The following is a 19,102-nucleotide window of genomic DNA, read 5'->3' as shown; positions in this document are numbered from 1 at the left end:
CGCTGCCGGAAATCAAACCCAGCAGCTTTATTTAGCCTCATCAAGGGCTTGTGCGGCGGCAAGCACCTCATCAACATGGCCTGGAACCTTAACGCCGCGCCACTCATTAGCTAGGTTGCCGTCTTTATCAATCAAGAAAGTGCTGCGCTCGATGCCCACGTGCTCCTTGCCATACATTTTTTTGAGCTTAATGACGTCAAATAGCGTGCAGACGCTTTCATCTTGGTCAGAAATCAAATCAAAGTTAAAATCCTGCTTGGCTTTGAAGTTTTCCTGGGCACGTAAACCATCGCGAGAGACGCCTAGAATGACGGTGTTAGCCGCATCAAAGGCGGGTTTGCGATCTCGAAAGTCGCCCCCTTCGGTCGTGCAGCCAGGCGTGCTGGCTTTGGGGTAAAAGTAAATAACCACGTGTTTGCCGCGCAGTTCCGAGAGTGTCACGGTGGTGTCGCCAGTGGCAGGGGCGGAAAAATCTGCGACAGGTTGGCCGATTTCAACAGACATAAGGCATCCCTTGTTGGGTGGGTGGTAAGATTAATCGTTAAGCTCGATTACACGTAAGCCAAGGGCGATTGTCAAAGTGCAAACCATACTGCCCACAAACTCACACCGCTTTGCGCTGTACAGGCTCGAAGCGCCTGAGTACCATTTGCCTTCGGCGCGATGAAAGCGTTTGAGGAAAGCGACCGTAATTACGCTTACCGTAGGCAAGCATGCAGCACGCTCGCTATACGAAACGCTAGATACAGCGCGTAAGCCTCTTGGCATTTTAGCCAGGTGGTACGCAATACACATCGATAATTGATATCACTTTTTAGCTGGTGAGGAATAAACGGATGATCACAGGCAGCATCGTCGCCCTGGCGACGCCTATGAAGGTCAATGGCGACATCGACTGGGAGGCGCTTCGCCGTCTAGTGAACTTTCACCTGGAAAATGGCACCGATGCCATCGTTGCCGCGGGCACTACAGGTGAGCCAACGACCATGTCTTTCGCAGAGCACTTCGATGTGATTCGCAGTGTCGTGGAAGAGGTCAATGGGCGCATTCCCGTTATTGCCGGTACCGGCGCTAACGCGACGTCTGAAGCGGTAGAGCTTGCTCGCTACGCCGGTGAAGTGGGCGCCGACTACTGCTTGTCAGTTTGCCCTTATTACAACAAGCCGACTCAGGAAGGCCTATACCAGCACTTCAAGGCGGTCGCTGAAGGCAGCAAATTGCCGGTGATTCTTTATAACGTGCCGGGCCGGACCTGTTCTGATCTTTACAACGAGACCGTCTTACGTTTAGCCGACGTCGATAATATTATTGGTTTAAAAGACGCGACCGGGAACCTGGAGCGTGCAGAAGATCTAATCACTCGCCTAAAGGGTAGCGGCTTCATGCTCTACTCTGGTGACGACGCCACTGCCTGTGACTTTATGCTGATGGGTGGTCATGGTGATATTTCCGTAACCGCCAACGTGGTTCCCCAGGCGATGCATGACTTGTGTGCGGCCGCGGTTGCTGGCGATGCCGATAAGGCGCACCAGATCAATACCCGGTTGATGCCGCTGCATACCAATCTGGGAATAGAGTCTAATCCTATCCCTGTGAAATGGGCACTGCACCGCATGGGCTACGCTGAGCCCGGTATTCGTTTGCCGCTGACCTGGCTGTCCGAAAAGTACCACGCCACGGTGAGCGAAGCGCTTCAACTCGCGGGTGTCGTTGAAGAGTGATGTAGCGCAATATCCTTTGCGACCCAGCTCGCTGACGACGGGGCTGGGTACTTGATTTGTTAACTTAAGGTGGCTTGATGAGCTCTGTGCTTGAAATACGTGCGCTTAAATGGGTTCCGCTGGCACTTGCCGCGGCTGTCGCGCTCACTGGCTGCGCGCGGGATGGTTTTTACGATGATCGTAACCTGGACTATACCGACGCCGCATTAGCCCCGCCTTTGGTGTTGCCAGAGACCCGTAATACGCAACGTTATCGTGATGCGCTACCGGTTCCTCAAGCTGCCAATCAACGAGCACGGCGCGATGAAGTGGCAGAGATTCAGCCGCCTCAGTCGCTGACCATTGGCAGTGGCTTGGAGCCTGAATACGTCGAGCGCCGTGAAGTGGGCGATCAAGCCTGGCTGGTGGTTGCCGCCGATACGGGTACGGTGTGGCCGCAGTTGGAAGAGTTCGTGCGCAGCCGCCAGTTGAATGTGCTGCAAAGCAGTGCTTCTCAAGGCGTTATCGTCACGCCTCAGGCAGAAATTCGCTTACAGAGTGCGCTCCGCGCCGGCAGTAGCGAAGTGCGTTGTGAGCGCGGCGGACAAACCATGACGAGCTGCCTGGAAGCGCTGGAAAGTCATCTGAGTGCCCGCAGTGCCTCTGCCAGCGTCTCCTCTTCGTGGACCGCTCAGCGCCTCTCTAATGAGCAAACCATGCAGATTCGTCAGCAGGGTGACGAGTGGGAAGTGGTTATTCCTCAGCCGATTGATCGCGTATGGGCCGAGCTAAATCACTATCTTGAGCTGGACTTTGCCCAGGAAGGGCAGCGACAGCTGCTGGCAGCCGACCCGGAAAATCACGCGTTTCTGGTCGAATACATGACCGAAACCGAGCGTAACCGTAACCCGTTGCAAATCGTTTTCAGCGCCGATGTACGCAAGATGTCACAAGAGATCCGTCTTGTTCTGGAAGCTAATGGCGATCAGTCCATTCTGCGTGCCATTAATGCCAGCGAGCGGGCCTTTAGCGCTGACGATCAGCGCGAGCTGCTTGAGCGTGTCTCCGGCTATTTACGTTAATTTGTTGATCCTTTATCCCTTACGGAGCCCCCATGGAAAAGCGCCAAGAACTCTACGCCGGCAAGGCAAAATCTGTGTACACCACCGACGATCCGGATTTGTTGGTGCTCAACTTTCGTGATGACACCAGCGCCTTTGACGGTAAAAAGAAAGAGTCGCTGGCCCGTAAGGGGATGGTCAACAATATCTTTAACGCCTTCATCATGGAGCGACTGCAGGAAGCGGGTATTCCTACCCACTTTGAAAAGCAGCTGTCCAATACGGAAAGTCTGGTCAAAAAGATGCAGATGATTCCTGTGGAGTGCGTGGTTCGCAACATTGCTGCCGGTGGCCTGGTAAAACGGTTGGGCGTGGAGGAGGGGATCGCGCTGACCCCTCCTACGTTTGAGTTGTTCTTAAAGAATGACGAGAAGGGCGACCCGATGATCAATGAATCGCTGGCCGAAACGTTTGGCTGGGCGACGCCCGAGCAGTTAGCCAAGATGAAGGTATTGACCTTTAAGGTTAACCACATCCTTAAAGCGCTATTTGCTGAAGGCGACATGCTGCTGGTGGATTACAAGCTTGAGTTTGGTGTATTTAAAGGCGAGGTCGTGCTGGGTGATGAATTCTCTCCCGATGGCTGCCGTCTATGGGATGCCAACACCCGTGAGAAACTGGATAAAGACCGTTTCCGCCAAGGGCTGGGCGGGGTAATTGAGGCGTATGAGGAAGTTGGCCGCCGTTTGGGCATCACCTTTCCCGCTTAACGCTAATCAATTCTGATTAAGCGCTCCCATAAGGTTCGATAGCCACTACCTCCAAGGTGGTGGCTTCGCCGTTTTGGCGCGGACGAAACTTGATATCTACATCGCGTAAACGCATCCCGTAAAGACGCTCAGTGGGTATTCCTTGCTGGTAAGCCGGTCGTGGGTCCTGAGCTAGTACCTGTTCGATTAACGCCTGTAGGGTGGCGCCGTCTTGCCGCTTGGCAATCACCTTTAGCGCGGATGGTTGAAAAACAACCTTACTCTGAGCGGGCATGGCGGGCGCAAAACCTGCCTGGGCATCGGGGTATGCTTCGGCCCAGGGTAGATAAGGCTTGATATCGACGACCGGTGTGCCGCTGACCAAGTCGCAGCCCTCAAGTGTCAGCTCCACGCCCTGATGGGTGTTGATACCGGTCAAGCGTACTAGTGATAGTCCCAGGCGGTTGGGGCGATGGGTGCTGCGACTGGCAAACACGCCGACCTTTTTATTGCCACCCAGGCGTGGAGGCCTGACCAGCGGCGACCAGCGTTCAGGGCTTTGATGAAAGATAAAACTCAGCCAGAGATGGCTAAAATCTTCCAGACCACGAACCGCCAAGGGGTCGTTATAAGGCGGTGTCAGCACAAGCCTTGCGTGAGCGGCAAGGGCTAGCCCTGGTTGACGCGGAATACCGAACTTGTCGGGGTAATCACTGATGACGTGACCAATGGGCGTCAGCGCAAAGTGCTCGCTGTTAGGGACATCGTCCATCACACTACCTTTTACGAAAAACGGTTAGCATAGTATAAAGCAGGCCGACGGCTCATGTGTTCAAAATGGGTGTAATGGACGCGGCATAATCAATTGATGATTGAACGGCTCAAAGGTGATGTATGACCAATACCGAGGGGCATCAAACACCTGCACCCGCCAGTGCAAGGATCATGTATCGCACGGCGTTGGCACGCGATGCGGCTGACCAGGCGGAAGTGTTTTACCATGCAGTGATGCAGGGGGCGACGACACACTACTCGCTGGCACAGCGGCGAGCATGGGCACAAGCGCTCCCCCGCGAAGGCAGTGCATGGGCGGTACGCCAAGCGCTCTATACCACGTTAGTGGCCACCTGTGACGGACGCTGTGTTGGTTTTTTAGAGCTGGACCTGGACCAGCAACGTATTGAAACTCTCTATGTCTGGCCCTCGCTGGCAGGGCGTGGCATCGGCACCACGCTGGTGGTACATGCCGAGCGTTTATTGCTTGAAGAGGGTAAGCAGCGGGTTGAAATTGAGGCCAGTGCGATTCTCTATGAGCGTTTGCTGCGCCGAGGTTGGGAGAGCCACGGCGAACAATGGGTTGAACGTAGCGGGGAGTCGCTCAAGCGGTATCGGCTTTCCAAAGCGCTGAAGGCTGTCGAGACCTAGGAAGCGTCGCTAACGTAGCGACGGCTATGCTGCCCTGGATGCCGAGGGCAGTGTTCCACCAATAATCGTGGATGTTGTTACTCGCTATAACTACGGGTAATACGCATTGAAAGGTCGATGGAGGCGATGTCCTTGGTCAATGCGCCGCTGGAAATACAGTCAACGCCCGTCTCTGCGATTGCCCGCAACGTGGTGGCATCAACGTTGCCGGAGGCTTCAAGGGTGGCCCGACCGCCGTTGATTTCGACCGCCACGTGTAGATCTTCAATGGCAAAATTGTCGAGCATTACAATATCTGCCCCGGCGGCCAGTGCCTGATCTAACTCTTCATACGTTTCCACCTCGACCTCGACCGGCAGATCTTTAGCGAGCTTGCGCGCCTGCGCAACCGCTGCCTGAATGCCTCCGCACGCGGTAATATGATTCTCTTTAATCAAAAAGGCGTCCCACAGGCCAATGCGATGATTGTGTCCGCCACCGCAGGTAACGGCATACTTTTGCGCCAAGCGCATGCCGGGCAACGTCTTGCGGGTGTCCAGCAGGCGCACGCCGGTGCCTTCGATCAAGTCTACATAGGCGCGAGTGGCGGTGGCGGTCGCCGATAGCGTTTGCAGCACATTGAGGGCTGCACGCTCTCCGGTCAGCAGAGTGCGAGCAGGGCCTTCCAGGGTCAAAAAGCACTGGCCCGCGTCAAGGCGGTCTCCGTCGGCGGCTTGCCAGTTGAGACTGACTCGGCTGTCGAGGCGGCGAAATAACTCGTCCACCCAGGGGACACCGCATAGTACGGCGGCTTCACGGGTAATTACTTCGGCGCTGGCCCACTGGTGTTCAGGAATCAATTGCGCGGTAATATCACCCGGGCCAACGTCTTCTGCCAGCAGGCGGGCAGCGCTGGCGCGGATTTCTTCAGCAAGGGCGGATTGATAGTGCATGACAGTGAACTCTCTGAACGTCGTCAAGTGTGAGCAGTATTATAGTGAAAAAGAACTGGGAAAGCGTGCCTGGGAAAGAATGCAATGAAGAGCGCCCTAACCAACAGGAGACTTTGCGCGTGGAAAAGAGAGAAACCCTAAGGGGTTGGTGGTCGCAGGCGCGGCACGTCGTCTCACCCAACTGCGATGCCCGCCCCAACGCGGAGGTGTCGCTACTACTCCTGCATTCGATTAGCTTGCCCCCCGGTGAGTTTAGCGGCCACGCCATTGAAGCACTGTTTACCAACCAATTGATGGTCGATGAGCACCCGTTTTTTGCTAGCATTGCCCATTTAAGGGTATCGGCACATCTGCTTATCCGGCGCGACGGAGAGTGCGTGCAGTTTGTCGATACGGATCAACGGGCGTGGCATGCTGGACGGTCGTGCTGGTGGGATGCTCGCCAAACCATATGGCGAAAGGCGCTTAACGATTTTTCAGTGGGTATTGAGCTTGAAGGGGACGATCATACCCCCTATACCCGCGCTCAGTACTGTGCCTTGGTTGAGGCCGTCAAATGGCTACAGAAACGCTATCCGCAACTTAATATAGAGCGAATGACCAGCCATGCGCATGTCGCGCCGTTGCGCAAAACAGATCCAGGTCCGGCCTTTGACTGGGCTTATTTTCTACAGTTGCTTACACCCCGGTAACGTTTCAACAAATAATTAAGTGCTTCAACGGTAACGAAATAAAACGGTAGTTTAATTACAACCCGCTCACTTTTAAACACGTCCCCAAAGACCCCAAATGTCGCTTATGTTGCAGTGCAATAGTTTGTTTTCGATAGGCTTTTCCGCAGAGACATAATTGGCAGAGTGACGACTTTGCGGTATCTTCACATATACAAAAGGCTAACTTTTACGACATTTGGGTAGCTTTACTACATCAAGAAAATCGTAGCTTGTTGAATGTAGAGCCAAAACCCTTATCCGGCGTTCACTCATCGGTAGAATATTGGCGGGTAGTGGAATTCCACACCGCGCCCCAGACCCTTCAGGGTAGCGGGGTTTATCGTCATTTATCGTCATTCGGAGAGACCTCTATGAGTCTGGAGACAAGAGAAGATCTCGATCCGATCGAAACCACGGAATGGATTGATTCCCTGGAATCGGTATTGGATCGTGAGGGCGAAGATCGTGCCCGCTACCTGATGACCCGCTTGGCGGATCGTCTGCGTCGGGACGGGATGAAGGTGCCCTTCTCGGTGACAACCCCGCACCGCAATACTATTCCGCTTCACCGTGAAGCGCCGATGCCTGGCGACCTGTTCATGGAGCGGCGTATCCGTTCGCTGATTCGCTACAATGCGATCGCTCAGGTCATTCGCAACAACCGCGCCAACCCAGGTCTTGGCGGCCATATTGCCAGCTTCATGTCCTCGGCAACGCTTTACGATGTGGGCTTCAACCACTTCTTCCGCGCGGCCAAAGACGACTTCGCGGGCGACTTGGTCTATATCCAGGGCCACGTGGCGCCAGGTATCTACGCACGCTCCTTCCTGGAAGGTCGGTTATCTGAAGAGCAGATGGATAAATTCCGTCAGGAAGTGGATGGTGGCGGCTTATCGTCTTACCCCCACCCCTGGCTGATGCCGGATTACTGGCAGTTCCCGACCGTCTCCATGGGGCTTGGTCCCATCCAGGCGATCTATCAGGCGCACGTGATGAAGTACCTGCATCATCGCGAGATGAAGGACATGTACGATCGCAAGATCTGGTGCTTCTTGGGCGATGGTGAGTGTGATGAGCCAGAATCTCTTGGCGCTATTTCGCTGGCAGGGCGTGAAAACCTGGATAACCTGATCTTCGTTATCAACTGCAACCTGCAGCGCCTGGACGGCCCGGTACGCGGCAACTCTCGCGTTATGGACGAGTTCGAAGGCGTGTTCCGCGGTGCCGGCTGGAACGTCATCAAGGTGGTATGGGGTCGCCACTGGGATCCGCTGTTTGAGAAAGACAAGAAAGGCTTTCTGCAAAAGCGTATGGATGAAGCGGTCGACGGCGAGTACCAGAACTACAAGGCCAACGGTGGCGCGTATACACGCGAGCACTTCTTCGGTAAGTACCCTGAAACCGAAGAAATGGTCAAAGAGCTTTCCGATGAAGATATCTGGAAACTCAACCGTGGTGGTCACGACCCCTTCAAAGTGTATGCGGCGTATCACGAAGCGGTTAACACCTCTAATGGCAAGCCCACGGTCATCCTGGCGCATACCGTAAAAGGCTACGGTATGGGCAGTGGCGACGGCGAAGCGGCCAACGAAGCGCACCAAGTCAAGAGCATGGAATACGAGGCGTTGAAGAAATTCCGCGACCGTTTTGGTATTCCGCTCACCGACGAGCAGCTTAAAGAAGTGCCGTACTACAAGCCGGACGATGATTCTCCCGAGCTCAAGTACATGCACCTGCAGCGTGAGCGCCTGAACGGCTATCTGCCGAGCCGCAAAAGCGACTTCGAAGCGCTGGAAATCCCCAGCCTCGAAGACAAGATGTTTGCCTCGCAGATGGGCGGCTCGAAAGGGCGTGAAGTTTCTACCACCATGTCGTTTGTGCGCGTGCTTAACGGCTTGGTGAAAGATAAGAAACTCGGCAAGCAGGTGGTGCCGATTATCCCTGATGAGGCACGTACCTTCGGCATGGAAGGCATGTTCCGTCAGCTGGGTATCTATACCGCCGAAGGCCAGAAGTACGAGCCGATGGATAAAGGCCAGATCATGTACTACCGCGAGGACCAGAAAGGCCAGGTCCTTGAGGAAGGTATTACGGAAGCGGGCGCGATGTCGGCGTGGATGGCGGCGGCCACTTCCTACAGCAACAACGATGTCACGTTGCTGCCGTTCTATATCTACTACTCCATGTTTGGTTTCCAGCGTATTGGTGACTTGGCGTGGGCGGCAGGTGACCTGCAGGCGCGCGGCTTTATGGTAGGCGGCACCGCTGGGCGTACGACGCTTAACGGTGAAGGTTTGCAACACCAGGATGGGCATAGCTTGATTCAAGCCTCTACCATCCCCAACTGCCGTAGCTATGACCCCACTTACGGTCATGAAGTCGCTGTTATCGTGCAGGATGGTCTGAAGCGCATGTTCACTGATAAAGAGAACTGCTTCTACTACCTGACCGTCATGAACGAGAACTACGAGCATCCGGAGCTTGAGAACGTCCCGGTTGACGATATCGTCAAGGGCATGTACCTGCTGCGTGAAACGAAAGGCGACAAGGGCCGCGTTCAACTGATGGGCTCTGGCACCATCTTGCGCGAAGTCGAAGCCGCTGCAGAGTTGCTCGAAAACGACTGGGGTATTGGCGCCGATATCTGGAGCGTGACCAGCTTTAACGAGCTGCGTCGTGAAGCATTATTGCTGGATCGAGAAGCCTTCCTGAACCCGGATGCCGAGGCGAATAAGCCTCACGTCACTAAGTGCCTGGAAGGACGCGACGGTCCGGTCATTGCTTCAACGGATTATATGAAACTCTATGCGGATCAAGTACGCGCATGGGTACCGGGTGACTACACTGTATTGGGTACCGATGGATTTGGCCGTTCAGACACTCGCGAGAAGCTGCGTTACTTCTTCGAAGTAGATCGCTACTTCGTTACCGTAGCAGCGCTGCGTGCGCTGGCTGAGCGTGGTGATATTGATCGTAAGCAGGTTGGGGAAGCGCTTAAGAAATATGGCATTGATGTCAATAAGCCTAATCCGCTGACTAGCTAACCCGCTGACCGGTGGGCACTGCCCACCGGCTCGATCCGATTTGGAAGGAGCGCGACCTTGAGTAGCGAAATCATCAAAGTTCCCGATATCGGTGGCGATACCGATGTCGAAATCATCGAGATTGCGGTGTCAGAAGGCGACGTCATTGAAGCGGAAGACACCCTGATCACTCTGGAATCTGACAAAGCCAGCATGGACGTACCGGCCCCTAAAGGGGGTAAGGTGCTTAAGGTGCTGGTGAAGGAAGGCGATAGCGTCTCTGAAGGAGATGACATCGTAGAGCTTGAAGTCGAAGGCGGTGGCGATGCCGAGGAAGAGGACGAGCAGCAAGCGTCCGAACCTAAGCAGGAAAAAGCCTCAGCTCCAGCAGAAGAAGAGCAGCCCAAGACTGAGCAAAAGAGCGCTAAAAAATCCAGCGGTGGCAAACAGACCGTGGATATCAAGGTGCCTGACCTCGGTGGCTCGGATAACGTTGAAATCATCGAAGTCGCGGTCAGCGAAGGCGATGAGGTCGCTGCCGAAGATACCCTGATTACCCTGGAGTCTGACAAGGCTTCCATGGATGTGCCCAGTCCCTATAGCGGTAAGATCGTCTCATTTACCGTGAAAGAGGGCGACACCGTTTCCGAGGGCGATGTAATCGGCCAGATGGAAATGGCGGGTGAAAACGCGGAGGGCGACAGCGATCCACAGGATTCTGACGACCTGGCGGCGGCTGAAGACACTGCCGACGAAGAAGGCAACAGTACAGAAACAGAGGGTGCTGAAGCTGAGGACGCTGAAACAGAAGGCTCTGAAAGTGAGAGTGCAGAACCCGAGCGTAAGGAAATCCGTGTACCCGATATCTCGGGCTCAACGGATGTGCCGATTATCGAGATTGGCGTCGCGGTGGGTGATGAGGTCAACGAAGAAGATCCGCTGATCACTCTTGAGTCGGACAAGGCCTCCATGGACGTGCCCAGCCCCTATAAGGGTAAGCTCGTTGAGCTGACCGTGAAAGAGGGCGACACCGTCTCTGAAGGCGATGTGATTGGCTATATCGAAGTGGCTGGTAGCAAAAAAGCCGCGCCGAAAAAGTCCGCGCCAGAGAAAGCCGAATCTAACGCTGAGTCTCAAAAAGCGGCGCCTAAAAAAGCTGAGCAGAGCAACGTCAGCGCCAAGGGGGCTGAGTCACCGGCAGGTACACCTAGCCCTGAAGCACAGATGGCGGCTCATAAGCCTCGCGATGGCAAACTGGTTCACGCAGGTCCCGCGGTGCGCATGTTGGCCCGCGAACTAGGCGTTGATCTGGAGCTGGTGAAGCCCAGCGGGCCAAAAGATCGTGTGCTCAAAGAGGACGTGCAGTCCTACGTGAAGCAGGCGATTGCCAACCAGGGCAAGGCGTCGGCTGGCAGTAGCGCAGCTGCCACCACTGGGGGCGCGGGTATTCCGCCTATCCCAGAGGTCGATTTCAGTCAGTTTGGTGAAGTCGAAGAGAAGCCGATGGGGCGTCTGCTCAAGATGGGCGCCACTAACCTGCATCGTAGCTGGCTTAACGTGCCTCACGTTACCCAGTTCGACGAAGCTGATATCACTGAGCTTGAAGCTTTCCGTAAAGCGATGAAGGCAGAGGTGGAAACTCAAGGCGCCAAGCTCACACCGTTGCCGTTTATGGTCAAGGCTTGTGCGTTTGCACTGCGTAAGTTCCCGCAGTTTAACGTTAGCCTGAAAGGCGATGGCGAAACGCTGGTATGGAAGAACTATGTCCATATCGGTATTGCTGTTGATACGCCTGACGGCCTGATGGTGCCGGTGGTACGTAACGCCGATCAGAAATCGTTGGTTGAGATTGCCAAAGAGATGGCGGAGCTTGGCAAGAAAGCACAAACCAAGAAGCTCAAGCGCGACGAGATGACCGGTGGCTGTTTCACTATTTCGAGCCTAGGTTCGATTGGTGGCACTGCGTTCACGCCGATCGTTAACGCGCCTGAAGTGGCTATTCTCGGGGTGTCTAAATCCCAAATGAAGCCGGTATGGGATGGCAGCGCCTTCCAGCCGCGTCTGATGATGCCGCTGTCGCTTTCCTATGATCATCGGGCGATCAATGGTGCCGATGCGGCTCGCTTTACCGCCTTCCTGGCTGATGTATTGACCGATATTCGTCGCTTGCTGCTGTAAACGTTAGCGACTTGGTTTCACAAGCGGCGTCCTTCGGGGCGCCGCTTGTGTTTAGCAAGAAGGTTCGTCAGCTAGTCGACTTGAGGGTTGGGGACTACCAAAGTAGTGATTTGGTGATGTTTGACGGTTTGACGTTAAAAAAATGAAATAAAAGCGGGTCTCTCAGGCTTTTGGGGAGTTGTGTCGCCTGGAAGGCACGGTTATTGTCGGTGAACAGATTTCTCATATTTAAAATACAAGGAGCAGTGCCATGCGTTTAATCCTGTTGGGTGCCCCCGGCGCGGGGAAGGGGACTCAAGCTCAGTTTATTTGCGAGCGTTTCAAGATTCCTCAGATTTCCACCGGAGACATGCTGCGCACCGCCATTAAAGATGGCACTGAGCTGGGTCTAAAAGTGAAAGAGATCATGAACAGCGGTGGCCTGGTGTCCGATGACATCATTATCGATCTGGTCAAAGAGCGCATCAGCCAGCCTGACTGCGAAAACGGCTTTCTGTTCGATGGTTTCCCGCGCACCATTCCTCAGGCCGAAGCAATGAAAGAGGGTGGGGTCAAGTTGGATCACGTGGTGGAAATTGCGGTCCCGGATGAAGAGATCGTGAATCGCCTCGCTGGCCGCCGTGTTCATCAGCCTTCGGGCCGTGTGTATCACATTGAACATAATCAGCCTAAAGAGCCTGGCAAGGATGATGTCACCGGTGAAGCGCTTATTCAGCGTGAGGATGATCAAGAGTCCACGGTGCGTAATCGCCTGTCGGTTTACCATGATCAAACCGAACCGTTGGTGGATTACTACCAGCAGTGGGCTCAGCAGGACCCCCAAAGCGCCCCCCAGTACCATCGCATTGAGGGTGTGGGCAGCGTGACCGATATTACCCGCCAGGTGAAAGAAGCCCTGAGCTAGTCTACCCGGCTCCATCTTCTGGACTGATACGTGTCGCTTGTCATGATGGCCCGCTTTATGCGGGCCATCGTCGTGATGGCGTGGTGTAGGTATAATGTCCGCATCTTTCCTTCGAGTGGCCCTTTGTTATGCCGTTATATCTGCTTGCCCTGGATGCTTCTTCAAGCGCCTGCTCCGCCGCCTTGCTGCGCCAAGACGAGGCCGATACGGCGTGTCTGGCGCGTTTTGAAATGACACCCCGGGCCCACACTCGCAGGCTGCTGCCACTGGTGGATGAAGTGCTTGCCGAGGCGCAGATACAGCCCTCTCAACTGGACGCCGTGGCTTTCGGTCGCGGGCCGGGGTCGTTTACCGGGCTACGTATTGCCGCGGGTGCCGCTCAGGGCCTGGCGTTTGGGTTGGATCGTCCACTGTTGGGTATTTCGACGTTGGAGGCGCTGGCCCTCCAGGCGCACCGCCGGTATCACTTTCGCCATATCGTAACGGCGCTGGATGCCCGCATGGGCGAAGTGTACATAGCGACTTGGCACTGCTTGAAAGACGTTACTTCACCGATGAGCGACGAAGCGGTGATAGCCCCCGAAAGGGTTCGGCTATCGGCTGATGAAACCGACTGGGTGGGGGTAGGCAGCGGTTTTACGCTTTGGGATAGGTTCTCCACCGATGTTCAGCTTGGTATGCCTCAGCATTTGAATGATTTGGAGCCGCGTGCCGAAGAGATGGCATGGTTGGCGGCACGTGACTTTACCGCTGGGCTTGGTCAAGCGGCGCATCTAGTGCAACCGGTGTATCTGCGCAACGACGTTGCCTGGAAAAAACCTGCATGACTGAGGAGATATCTGGCGTTGAAAACATCGCTCTGCCTGACGGTCTACGGCTAGTCCAAGGCGATAATGGACTGACCCTGGCTGGCGATGAAAAACGCTACGGTAAGCCGCTTAATATCGATTTTGCAGCGGGTAAGGCCGCCCATCGGCGGCGCTTTGGCGGTGGTCGGGGCCAGTTGGTCGCCAAAGCCTGTGGGCTTTCCAAGGGAGTCACCCCCAGCATTGTGGACGCCACCGCCGGGCTGGGACGCGACGCTTTTGTGCTGGCAAGCTTAGGTGCCGAAGTGTTGTTAATAGAGCGGGTCGCGGCCATTGCGGCGCTGCTGGAGGATGGCTTGAAGCGTGCATCAAGACATGGCGACACGGCGGATATCGCCGCCCGCATGACGCTGCGTCACGGTGATGCCGTTCATTCGCTGGCAGCACTCGTTGAAAGCGCCCAGTTCGCACCGCAGGTCATTCATTTGGATCCGATGTTTCCCCACCGGGAAAAGTCGGCGCTAGTAAAAAAAGAGATGCGCCTGTTTCGTGAGCTGGCAGGCAATGATGACGACGCTCCACGGTTGCTTGCTGCCGCGCTGGAGGTGGCTACCCATCGTGTGGTGGTTAAGCGTCCGCGCAAAGCACCTCCTATTGAGGGGCCTGCACCACAGCACACCATCGAGGGTAAAACCAGTCGCTATGATTTGTATGTTCACCGTTCATTAGTACGGTAACTTATTAAAACGGTCGTTCATTAATACGTACATCAGTGCGCTCATCAGTCGTAATGCAAGGAGCACTCATGCCCAGTGCGTGGCGAGAAGGAAACCAATTTACCCTGCTGCCGGAGGCCTCGCGTTTTCTGCCAGCAATATTGGACGCAGTAAAAGCCGCTCAGCACTACGTGCTGGTCGAACTCTACCTGATGGAGTCCGGGAAGCTGGCTGACCAAGTCAGCGATGCCCTGATTGATACTGCTCAACGCGGCGTCCCGGTGTACCTGCTATTGGATGGCTACGGCTCGATGGGGCTAGGTGATGATGACCGTCAGCGGCTGAGAGACGGCGGCGTACAATTACGCTTTTTTAATCCAATAGGGTTCCACTCCTTAGCGCTTAACTTGAGCCGCGACCATCGGAAAATAGTGGTGATAGATGGTGAGCTAGCATTTACCGGTGGATTTGGGGCCGTTGATGAATTTCTGGAGGCCTGGTACGAAATCGCGCTGCGCATTGATGGCCCGGTCGTGGAGGAGTGGGAAGGGCTGTTTCGTCGACTCTGGAATTCACGACTGACGCGGGCAGAAAAGGGCGATCATGGCACCGGAGCGTTGCCAGAACGGCGTTCTCCAACGACCCATGCCGATGGCGCAGCGGGCCGGGCGATTTCGGCAAGAGGCTATCGTTATCAGGCGATTCGTCATTCATTACATGCGCGCGTCAACAACGCTCAAACCCGGCTGTGGCTATGCACGCCCTATTTCGTGCCGACCTTTGCGCTTCGCCGACGCTTAGTGAAGGCCGCTCGCCGCGGGGTGGACGTACGCTTGCTGCTACCGGGAGCCAAGCATGATCATCCTGGAGTACGCTATGCGGGCCAGCGTTTTTATCAAGCCATGCTCAAGGCAGGGGTGCGCATTTTTGAGTTCCAGCCCACCTTCATTCACGCCAAGTTTGTGCTGGTCGACGATTGGGTGAGCCTGGGGTCGTGTAACTTTGATCACTGGAATCTGCACTGGAACCTGGAGGCTAATCAAGAGGCAATGGACGCTCATCTGGCGGAGGATGTACGCGCCCTTTTTGAGCGCAATTTTGCCGCCAGTGAAGAGGTGGACGCAGCCGTTTGGGCCGCGCGCCCCTGGGGGCAGCGCGCGCGCGAATGGGTGTATGGAGTGCTGGATGGCCTGGTAATGCGGCTTAAATAGCGTTAGCGTTTTTTGCCTTTGGCGGGCGTCTTTTTGCGCGGTTTGGGCTTGGCCGTTTCCGGTGGCACGCGGTAGTGCAGGTAAAGATCCAAAACGAGTTCCGGTAACTGCACGACGAGCGACTCCTGGCGCTGCTGATCCTTGGCGAGTTCGGCCATATCCGGTTCATCATCAAACAGCCCGGAGAGCAGCATAAACGGCAGCAATAAGGTGGCGGCGGCCTCTTCATCGTCTTCAAACCACGCGCTTTCATCGCTGAAAACGCCTTCCATAAAGCCCGCACACCAGTCGCCAATAGGCGTCTCTTCGGCGGGGTCGCCGCCCAGCGTTAGCTCGAAAGGGAGTTCCGGCAAGCCGCCTTGTTCAAGTACCGCCACCGCATTGTCGCGCAGTAGCGTAAGGAGGCTGGTAATCTCATTACGCTCGGCGTCGTTGGCGTAGCGGGGCTCCCCTTGGAACAGCTCGGAGAGCCACTGCGAAGGCGGTGCTTCACTGGGAGCAACCGCCAAAGCGACTAAAAAACCGTGCGCGGAAATCAGATCCAGCGCGTCTTCATCGACCTGATCAGAGTCCAGGAAGTCATCCAGTCTATCCAACTGCTCATCATCAAGCAGTGGCTGCGGTGGCGTATTTGTTTCAGGCGTGTCGCTACGCTCTGCCATGAGTAAAGCCTCGTTAATGCGAATCGGTAATCATCGGACACTATATTCCTATAACGGTTAGTTTATCACTAATGAAGACATCACCACTGCCTCCATGGCCAGCCGATGAGCTGGCAGCTATGTCGGAAACAGCACTGCAGCAAGCCGCGCGGATACGCGTAGAGCAGGCGTGGCAGCGCTGTTGTGAAGTGTATCCATCGCTGCCCGCCCCGACAGTATGGTTTAACCTGCGCGGTGCCTCCGCAGGTCAGGCCCACATGGGGCATGGCGGCGTACGCTTGAACCCGGTGCTGCTGAGGGAAAATAGAACGGCTTTTTTTGATGACGTTATTCCCCATGAAGTGGCCCACTGGCTGGTCTTCCATCTAGCTAATGGGACACGCTTGAAACCCCATGGACAAGAGTGGAAAACGGTGATGCGGGACTTGTTTGGCCTAGTCCCCCGGGTTACCCACCGGTTTGATATCCAGCAAGCTCAGTCAGCTCCGTATGGCTACCATTGCGACTGTCGCGTGCATCGGTTTACGCCAAGACGTCATGCCTTAGCCGTAAACGGTCGCTCTTACCGCTGTCGACACTGTGCTAAGACCTTGGTCTACAAGCCAGAAACAGCGTTATGATTTTATTATAAACAACTGTTTTATAAATAAAAATTGATAATACCAATGTCTAAAGGGAAGCCTGGGCGAGGAGGTTTATGCTAGGGGAACATTATAAGCAGTCGATACGCTTGATAACGGCCACTTATCTCTAACAATGCCTTGCTTATGAGTATCGACTACAGTTTCTTTAGATGGCACTTTATATAAAAGTGCATGTTCACGGACAGAGGCAATTTTTATGAGCGAGCAACAGAACGTCTATCCGGTGCGCGACGCTATCGCCGCCAATGCGTGGGCCGATCAAGACAAGTATGCGGCCATGTATGAGCAGTCGATGAACGATCCGGAAGGCTTCTGGGCCGAGCAGGCCAAGCGCCTTGACTGGATTAAAGCGCCCAGCAAAATAAAAAACACCTCCTTTGCACGTGACAACGTCGATATTCGCTGGTTTGAAGACGGCCTGCTCAACGTCAGCGCCAACTGCCTGGATCGCCATTTAGACAAGCGCGGTGATCAAACGGCGATTATTTGGGAAGGTGATAACCCCGATGAAACCAAGCACATCACTTATCGGGAGCTGTATGCGCGCACGAATCAGCTAGCCAATGCGCTGAAAGCGCTAGGTATTGCGAAAGGCGATACCGTGACGCTGTATATGCCGATGATCCCCGAAGCTGCCATGGCCATGCTGGCCTGTGCGCGTATCGGTGCGGTGCACTCGGTGGTATTTGGCGGCTTCTCTCCTGACGCTGTTGCACAACGGGTTATCGGCGCGGATTCCAAGCTGGTGATTACCGCCGATGAGTCAGTGCGGGGCGGCAAGCATGTACCGTTAAAAGAGAACGTTGATGCGGCGCTCACCCGTGAAGGCACCGATGTGTGCAAAAACGTTCTGGTGGTGAAGCGTACCGGCGGTGAGATCGACTGGAACGACGGTCGTGACGTCTGGTTCGATGAGCTTGTCGACAAGCAGTCAACAGAGTGTGAAGCCGAAGCCATGGGGGCAGAAGATCCGCTGTTTATTCTCTATACCTCGGGCTCTACCGGTGCTCCCAAAGGCTTGAAACACACTACCGGCGGCTACCTGACCTATGCCGCGATGACGCACCAGTACGTGTTTGATTATCAAGAAGGCGAAATTTACTGGTGCACGGCCGATGTGGGCTGGGTTACCGGTCATAGTTATATCGTTTATGGGCCTTTGGCCAACGGCGCGACGACGTTAATGTTTGAAGGTGTACCGAGCTATCCGAGCCATGGTCGGATGGGTGAAATCGTCGACAAGCACAGCGTCAATATTCTGTATACCGCGCCTACTGCGGTTCGCGCGCTGATGGCCCACGGCGACAACGTGATGGATTCCAGCAAGCGCGATAGCCTGCGCCTGCTGGGCTCGGTGGGTGAGCCGATCAACCCCGAGGCGTGGGAATGGTTTTATCGGGTTATCGGTAACGAGAAATGCCCGATAGTCGATACCTGGTGGCAAACCGAAACAGGCGGCATCATGATTTCCCCGCTACCCGGGGCGACGCCTTTGAAGCCTGGTTCTGCCACTACGCCGTTCTTTGGCGTCAAGCCCGCCCTGGTCGACAACGAAGGCGACATCCTTGAAGGTGCCACCGACGGTAACCTGGTGATTCTTGACTCCTGGCCCGGGCAGGCCCGCTCGATTTGGGGCGACCACGAGCGCTTTGTACAAACGTATTTTTCGACTTACGACGGTATGTATTTTACCGGCGATGGTTGTCGCCGTGACGAAGATGGTTACTACTGGATCACCGGGCGGGTAGACGATGTTCTGAACGTTTCCGGTCACCGTATGGGAACGGCTGAAATTGAGTCATCGCTGGTGGCGCATAGCGCTGTTGCGGAGGCGGCGGTAGTCGGCTTTCCTCATGATATCAAGGGGCAGGGGATCTATATCTATGTCACCCTCAATGACGGCATTGAGGAGTCTGACGAACTGAAAAAAGAGCTAACGCAATGGGTGCGCAAGGATATTGGCCCGATTGCATCGCCGGATGTCATTCAGTGGGCGCCAGGTCTTCCCAAAACACGTTCGGGCAAAATCATGCGCCGCATTCTGCGCAAAATTGCCGCTAACGAATGTGATGGATTAGGTGATACCAGCACATTGGCTGATCCGTCGGTGGTTGATGAATTGATTGAGCACCGCGCCAATCAATAACGCTGACATCACGGTAAACTGATCAGCCACCACGACATTCATTTAAACATGTGTTTGAATGGCAGCAGTGCCAGCCCGAGCAGGCTGGCGCTGTTGTTTTTGTGAGTGTGCGTTTAATTTGTATGGCCTATCTATTATAAATTGTGCATGTGATGCTTGGGCATGATGAAGCCCATGGGGTACCATGCTTCACAACCGCAAGAGCCTAGCGTCGCGGCGGCAGGCAACCCCG

At 55.0% G+C, this 19,102-nt stretch carries 17 protein-coding genes; 13 read left to right on the top strand and 4 right to left on the bottom strand.

Annotated features, from left to right (window positions below; all coding sequences use genetic code 11):
* Window positions 1-27: 27 nt before the first annotated feature.
* The gene (locus ACFFLD_RS02305; protein WP_386036055.1) at window positions 28-504 is read right to left on the bottom strand and encodes a peroxiredoxin; all 477 of its coding nucleotides are present in this window, start codon (window positions 502-504) and stop codon (window positions 28-30) included.
* A 332-nt stretch (window positions 505-836) separates the two neighbouring features.
* On the opposite strand from ACFFLD_RS02305, the gene dapA reads away from it, so the two are divergent.
* From dapA to purC, 3 genes are all read left to right on the top strand, one after another.
* Window positions 837-1,721 (top strand): 4-hydroxy-tetrahydrodipicolinate synthase, encoded by an 885-nt coding sequence (gene dapA / locus ACFFLD_RS02300; RefSeq protein ID WP_386036052.1) that lies wholly within the window; start codon window positions 837-839, stop codon window positions 1,719-1,721.
* 77 nt (window positions 1,722-1,798) lie between these two features.
* Window positions 1,799-2,782 carry an outer membrane protein assembly factor BamC gene (gene bamC, locus ACFFLD_RS02295; protein ID WP_386036049.1) on the top strand — a complete coding sequence of 328 codons (984 nt, stop codon included), beginning with the start codon at window positions 1,799-1,801 and terminating at the stop codon, window positions 2,780-2,782.
* Between the two features lie 32 nt (window positions 2,783-2,814).
* Entirely contained in the window at window positions 2,815-3,531 is a 717-nt protein-coding gene (purC, locus tag ACFFLD_RS02290) for a phosphoribosylaminoimidazolesuccinocarboxamide synthase (RefSeq protein ID WP_386036046.1), read from the top strand.
* A 16-nt stretch (window positions 3,532-3,547) separates the two neighbouring features.
* On the opposite strand, the gene tsaA is transcribed toward purC, so the two are convergent.
* Window positions 3,548-4,282 carry a tRNA (N6-threonylcarbamoyladenosine(37)-N6)-methyltransferase TrmO gene (gene tsaA / locus ACFFLD_RS02285; RefSeq protein WP_386036043.1) on the bottom strand — a complete coding sequence of 245 codons (735 nt, stop codon included), beginning with the start codon at window positions 4,280-4,282 and terminating at the stop codon, window positions 3,548-3,550.
* 122 nt (window positions 4,283-4,404) lie between these two features.
* On the opposite strand from tsaA, the gene ACFFLD_RS02280 reads away from it, so the two are divergent.
* Window positions 4,405-4,935: a GNAT family N-acetyltransferase gene (locus ACFFLD_RS02280; RefSeq protein ID WP_386036040.1), complete on the top strand. Its 531-nt coding sequence runs from the start codon at window positions 4,405-4,407 to the stop codon at window positions 4,933-4,935.
* A 77-nt stretch (window positions 4,936-5,012) separates the two neighbouring features.
* Here the strand turns inward: ACFFLD_RS02280 and nadC are convergent, their stop codons facing one another.
* Window positions 5,013-5,867, bottom strand: a complete 855-nt coding sequence (gene nadC, locus ACFFLD_RS02275; protein WP_386036037.1) for a carboxylating nicotinate-nucleotide diphosphorylase — start codon at window positions 5,865-5,867, stop codon at window positions 5,013-5,015.
* 113 nt (window positions 5,868-5,980) lie between these two features.
* On the opposite strand from nadC, the gene ampD reads away from it, so the two are divergent.
* The 7 genes from ampD (at window position 5,981) to ACFFLD_RS02240 (ending at window position 15,418) form a co-directional block, all read left to right on the top strand.
* On the top strand, window positions 5,981-6,559 hold the full coding sequence (ampD, locus tag ACFFLD_RS02270; protein ID WP_386036352.1) for a 1,6-anhydro-N-acetylmuramyl-L-alanine amidase AmpD: 579 nt from the start codon (window positions 5,981-5,983) through the stop codon (window positions 6,557-6,559).
* 392 nt (window positions 6,560-6,951) lie between these two features.
* Complete coding sequence (gene aceE / locus ACFFLD_RS02265; protein WP_386036034.1) at window positions 6,952-9,624, top strand: pyruvate dehydrogenase (acetyl-transferring), homodimeric type; 2,673 nt, start codon at window positions 6,952-6,954, stop codon at window positions 9,622-9,624.
* A 57-nt stretch (window positions 9,625-9,681) separates the two neighbouring features.
* The gene (gene aceF, locus ACFFLD_RS02260) at window positions 9,682-11,781 is read left to right on the top strand and encodes a dihydrolipoyllysine-residue acetyltransferase (protein WP_386036031.1); all 2,100 of its coding nucleotides are present in this window, start codon (window positions 9,682-9,684) and stop codon (window positions 11,779-11,781) included.
* A gap of 250 nt (window positions 11,782-12,031) precedes the next feature.
* The gene (adk, locus tag ACFFLD_RS02255; protein WP_386036028.1) at window positions 12,032-12,685 is read left to right on the top strand and encodes an adenylate kinase; all 654 of its coding nucleotides are present in this window, start codon (window positions 12,032-12,034) and stop codon (window positions 12,683-12,685) included.
* Between the two features lie 128 nt (window positions 12,686-12,813).
* Complete coding sequence (gene tsaB, locus ACFFLD_RS02250; protein WP_386036025.1) at window positions 12,814-13,512, top strand: tRNA (adenosine(37)-N6)-threonylcarbamoyltransferase complex dimerization subunit type 1 TsaB; 699 nt, start codon at window positions 12,814-12,816, stop codon at window positions 13,510-13,512.
* A complete protein-coding gene (locus ACFFLD_RS02245) occupies window positions 13,509-14,228 on the top strand; it encodes a class I SAM-dependent methyltransferase (RefSeq protein WP_386036022.1) in 720 nt (239 codons plus the stop codon). The genes tsaB and ACFFLD_RS02245 overlap by 4 nt, the downstream gene beginning before the upstream one ends.
* Window positions 14,229-14,296: 68 nt before the next feature.
* Window positions 14,297-15,418 (top strand): phospholipase D-like domain-containing protein, encoded by a 1,122-nt coding sequence (locus ACFFLD_RS02240; protein WP_386036019.1) that lies wholly within the window; start codon window positions 14,297-14,299, stop codon window positions 15,416-15,418.
* Window positions 15,419-15,420: 2 nt separating this feature from the next.
* Here ACFFLD_RS02240 and ACFFLD_RS02235 read toward each other — a convergent pair whose 3' ends face one another.
* Window positions 15,421-16,080, bottom strand: a complete 660-nt coding sequence (locus ACFFLD_RS02235; protein ID WP_386036016.1) for a YecA/YgfB family protein — start codon at window positions 16,078-16,080, stop codon at window positions 15,421-15,423.
* A 71-nt stretch (window positions 16,081-16,151) separates the two neighbouring features.
* On the opposite strand from ACFFLD_RS02235, the gene ACFFLD_RS02230 reads away from it, so the two are divergent.
* Together ACFFLD_RS02230 and acs are read left to right on the top strand one after the other, a co-directional pair.
* On the top strand, window positions 16,152-16,700 hold the full coding sequence (locus ACFFLD_RS02230) for a SprT family zinc-dependent metalloprotease (protein WP_386036013.1): 549 nt from the start codon (window positions 16,152-16,154) through the stop codon (window positions 16,698-16,700).
* Window positions 16,701-16,920: 220 nt separating this feature from the next.
* Entirely contained in the window at window positions 16,921-18,870 is a 1,950-nt protein-coding gene (gene acs, locus ACFFLD_RS02225) for an acetate--CoA ligase (RefSeq protein ID WP_386036010.1), read from the top strand.
* Window positions 18,871-19,102: the final 232 nt, after the last annotated feature.

It is taken from the genome of Vreelandella sulfidaeris, assembly GCF_042429665.1.
In the GTDB taxonomy this organism is placed as follows: domain Bacteria; phylum Pseudomonadota; class Gammaproteobacteria; order Pseudomonadales; family Halomonadaceae; genus Vreelandella.
This window is presented reverse-complemented; position numbering and strand designations above follow the sequence as displayed.

What these genes read in the sequence shown, in the direction of transcription:
- ACFFLD_RS02305 (WP_386036055.1), bottom strand. Translation starts at nt 504, where the DNA reads ATGTCTGTTGAAATCGGCCAACCTGTCGCAGATTTTTCCGCCCCTGCC.
- dapA (WP_386036052.1), top strand. Translation starts at nt 837, where the DNA reads ATGATCACAGGCAGCATCGTCGCCCTGGCGACGCCTATGAAGGTCAAT.
- bamC (WP_386036049.1), top strand. Translation starts at nt 1,799, where the DNA reads ATGAGCTCTGTGCTTGAAATACGTGCGCTTAAATGGGTTCCGCTGGCA.
- purC (WP_386036046.1), top strand. Translation starts at nt 2,815, where the DNA reads ATGGAAAAGCGCCAAGAACTCTACGCCGGCAAGGCAAAATCTGTGTAC.
- tsaA (WP_386036043.1), bottom strand. Translation starts at nt 4,282, where the DNA reads ATGGACGATGTCCCTAACAGCGAGCACTTTGCGCTGACGCCCATTGGT.
- ACFFLD_RS02280 (WP_386036040.1), top strand. Translation starts at nt 4,405, where the DNA reads ATGACCAATACCGAGGGGCATCAAACACCTGCACCCGCCAGTGCAAGG.
- nadC (WP_386036037.1), bottom strand. Translation starts at nt 5,867, where the DNA reads ATGCACTATCAATCCGCCCTTGCTGAAGAAATCCGCGCCAGCGCTGCC.
- aceE (WP_386036034.1), top strand. Translation starts at nt 6,952, where the DNA reads ATGAGTCTGGAGACAAGAGAAGATCTCGATCCGATCGAAACCACGGAA.
- adk (WP_386036028.1), top strand. Translation starts at nt 12,032, where the DNA reads ATGCGTTTAATCCTGTTGGGTGCCCCCGGCGCGGGGAAGGGGACTCAA.
- tsaB (WP_386036025.1), top strand. Translation starts at nt 12,814, where the DNA reads ATGCCGTTATATCTGCTTGCCCTGGATGCTTCTTCAAGCGCCTGCTCC.
- ACFFLD_RS02245 (WP_386036022.1), top strand. Translation starts at nt 13,509, where the DNA reads ATGACTGAGGAGATATCTGGCGTTGAAAACATCGCTCTGCCTGACGGT.
- ACFFLD_RS02240 (WP_386036019.1), top strand. Translation starts at nt 14,297, where the DNA reads ATGCCCAGTGCGTGGCGAGAAGGAAACCAATTTACCCTGCTGCCGGAG.
- ACFFLD_RS02235 (WP_386036016.1), bottom strand. Translation starts at nt 16,080, where the DNA reads ATGGCAGAGCGTAGCGACACGCCTGAAACAAATACGCCACCGCAGCCA.
- ACFFLD_RS02230 (WP_386036013.1), top strand. Translation starts at nt 16,152, where the DNA reads ATGAAGACATCACCACTGCCTCCATGGCCAGCCGATGAGCTGGCAGCT.
- acs (WP_386036010.1), top strand. Translation starts at nt 16,921, where the DNA reads ATGAGCGAGCAACAGAACGTCTATCCGGTGCGCGACGCTATCGCCGCC.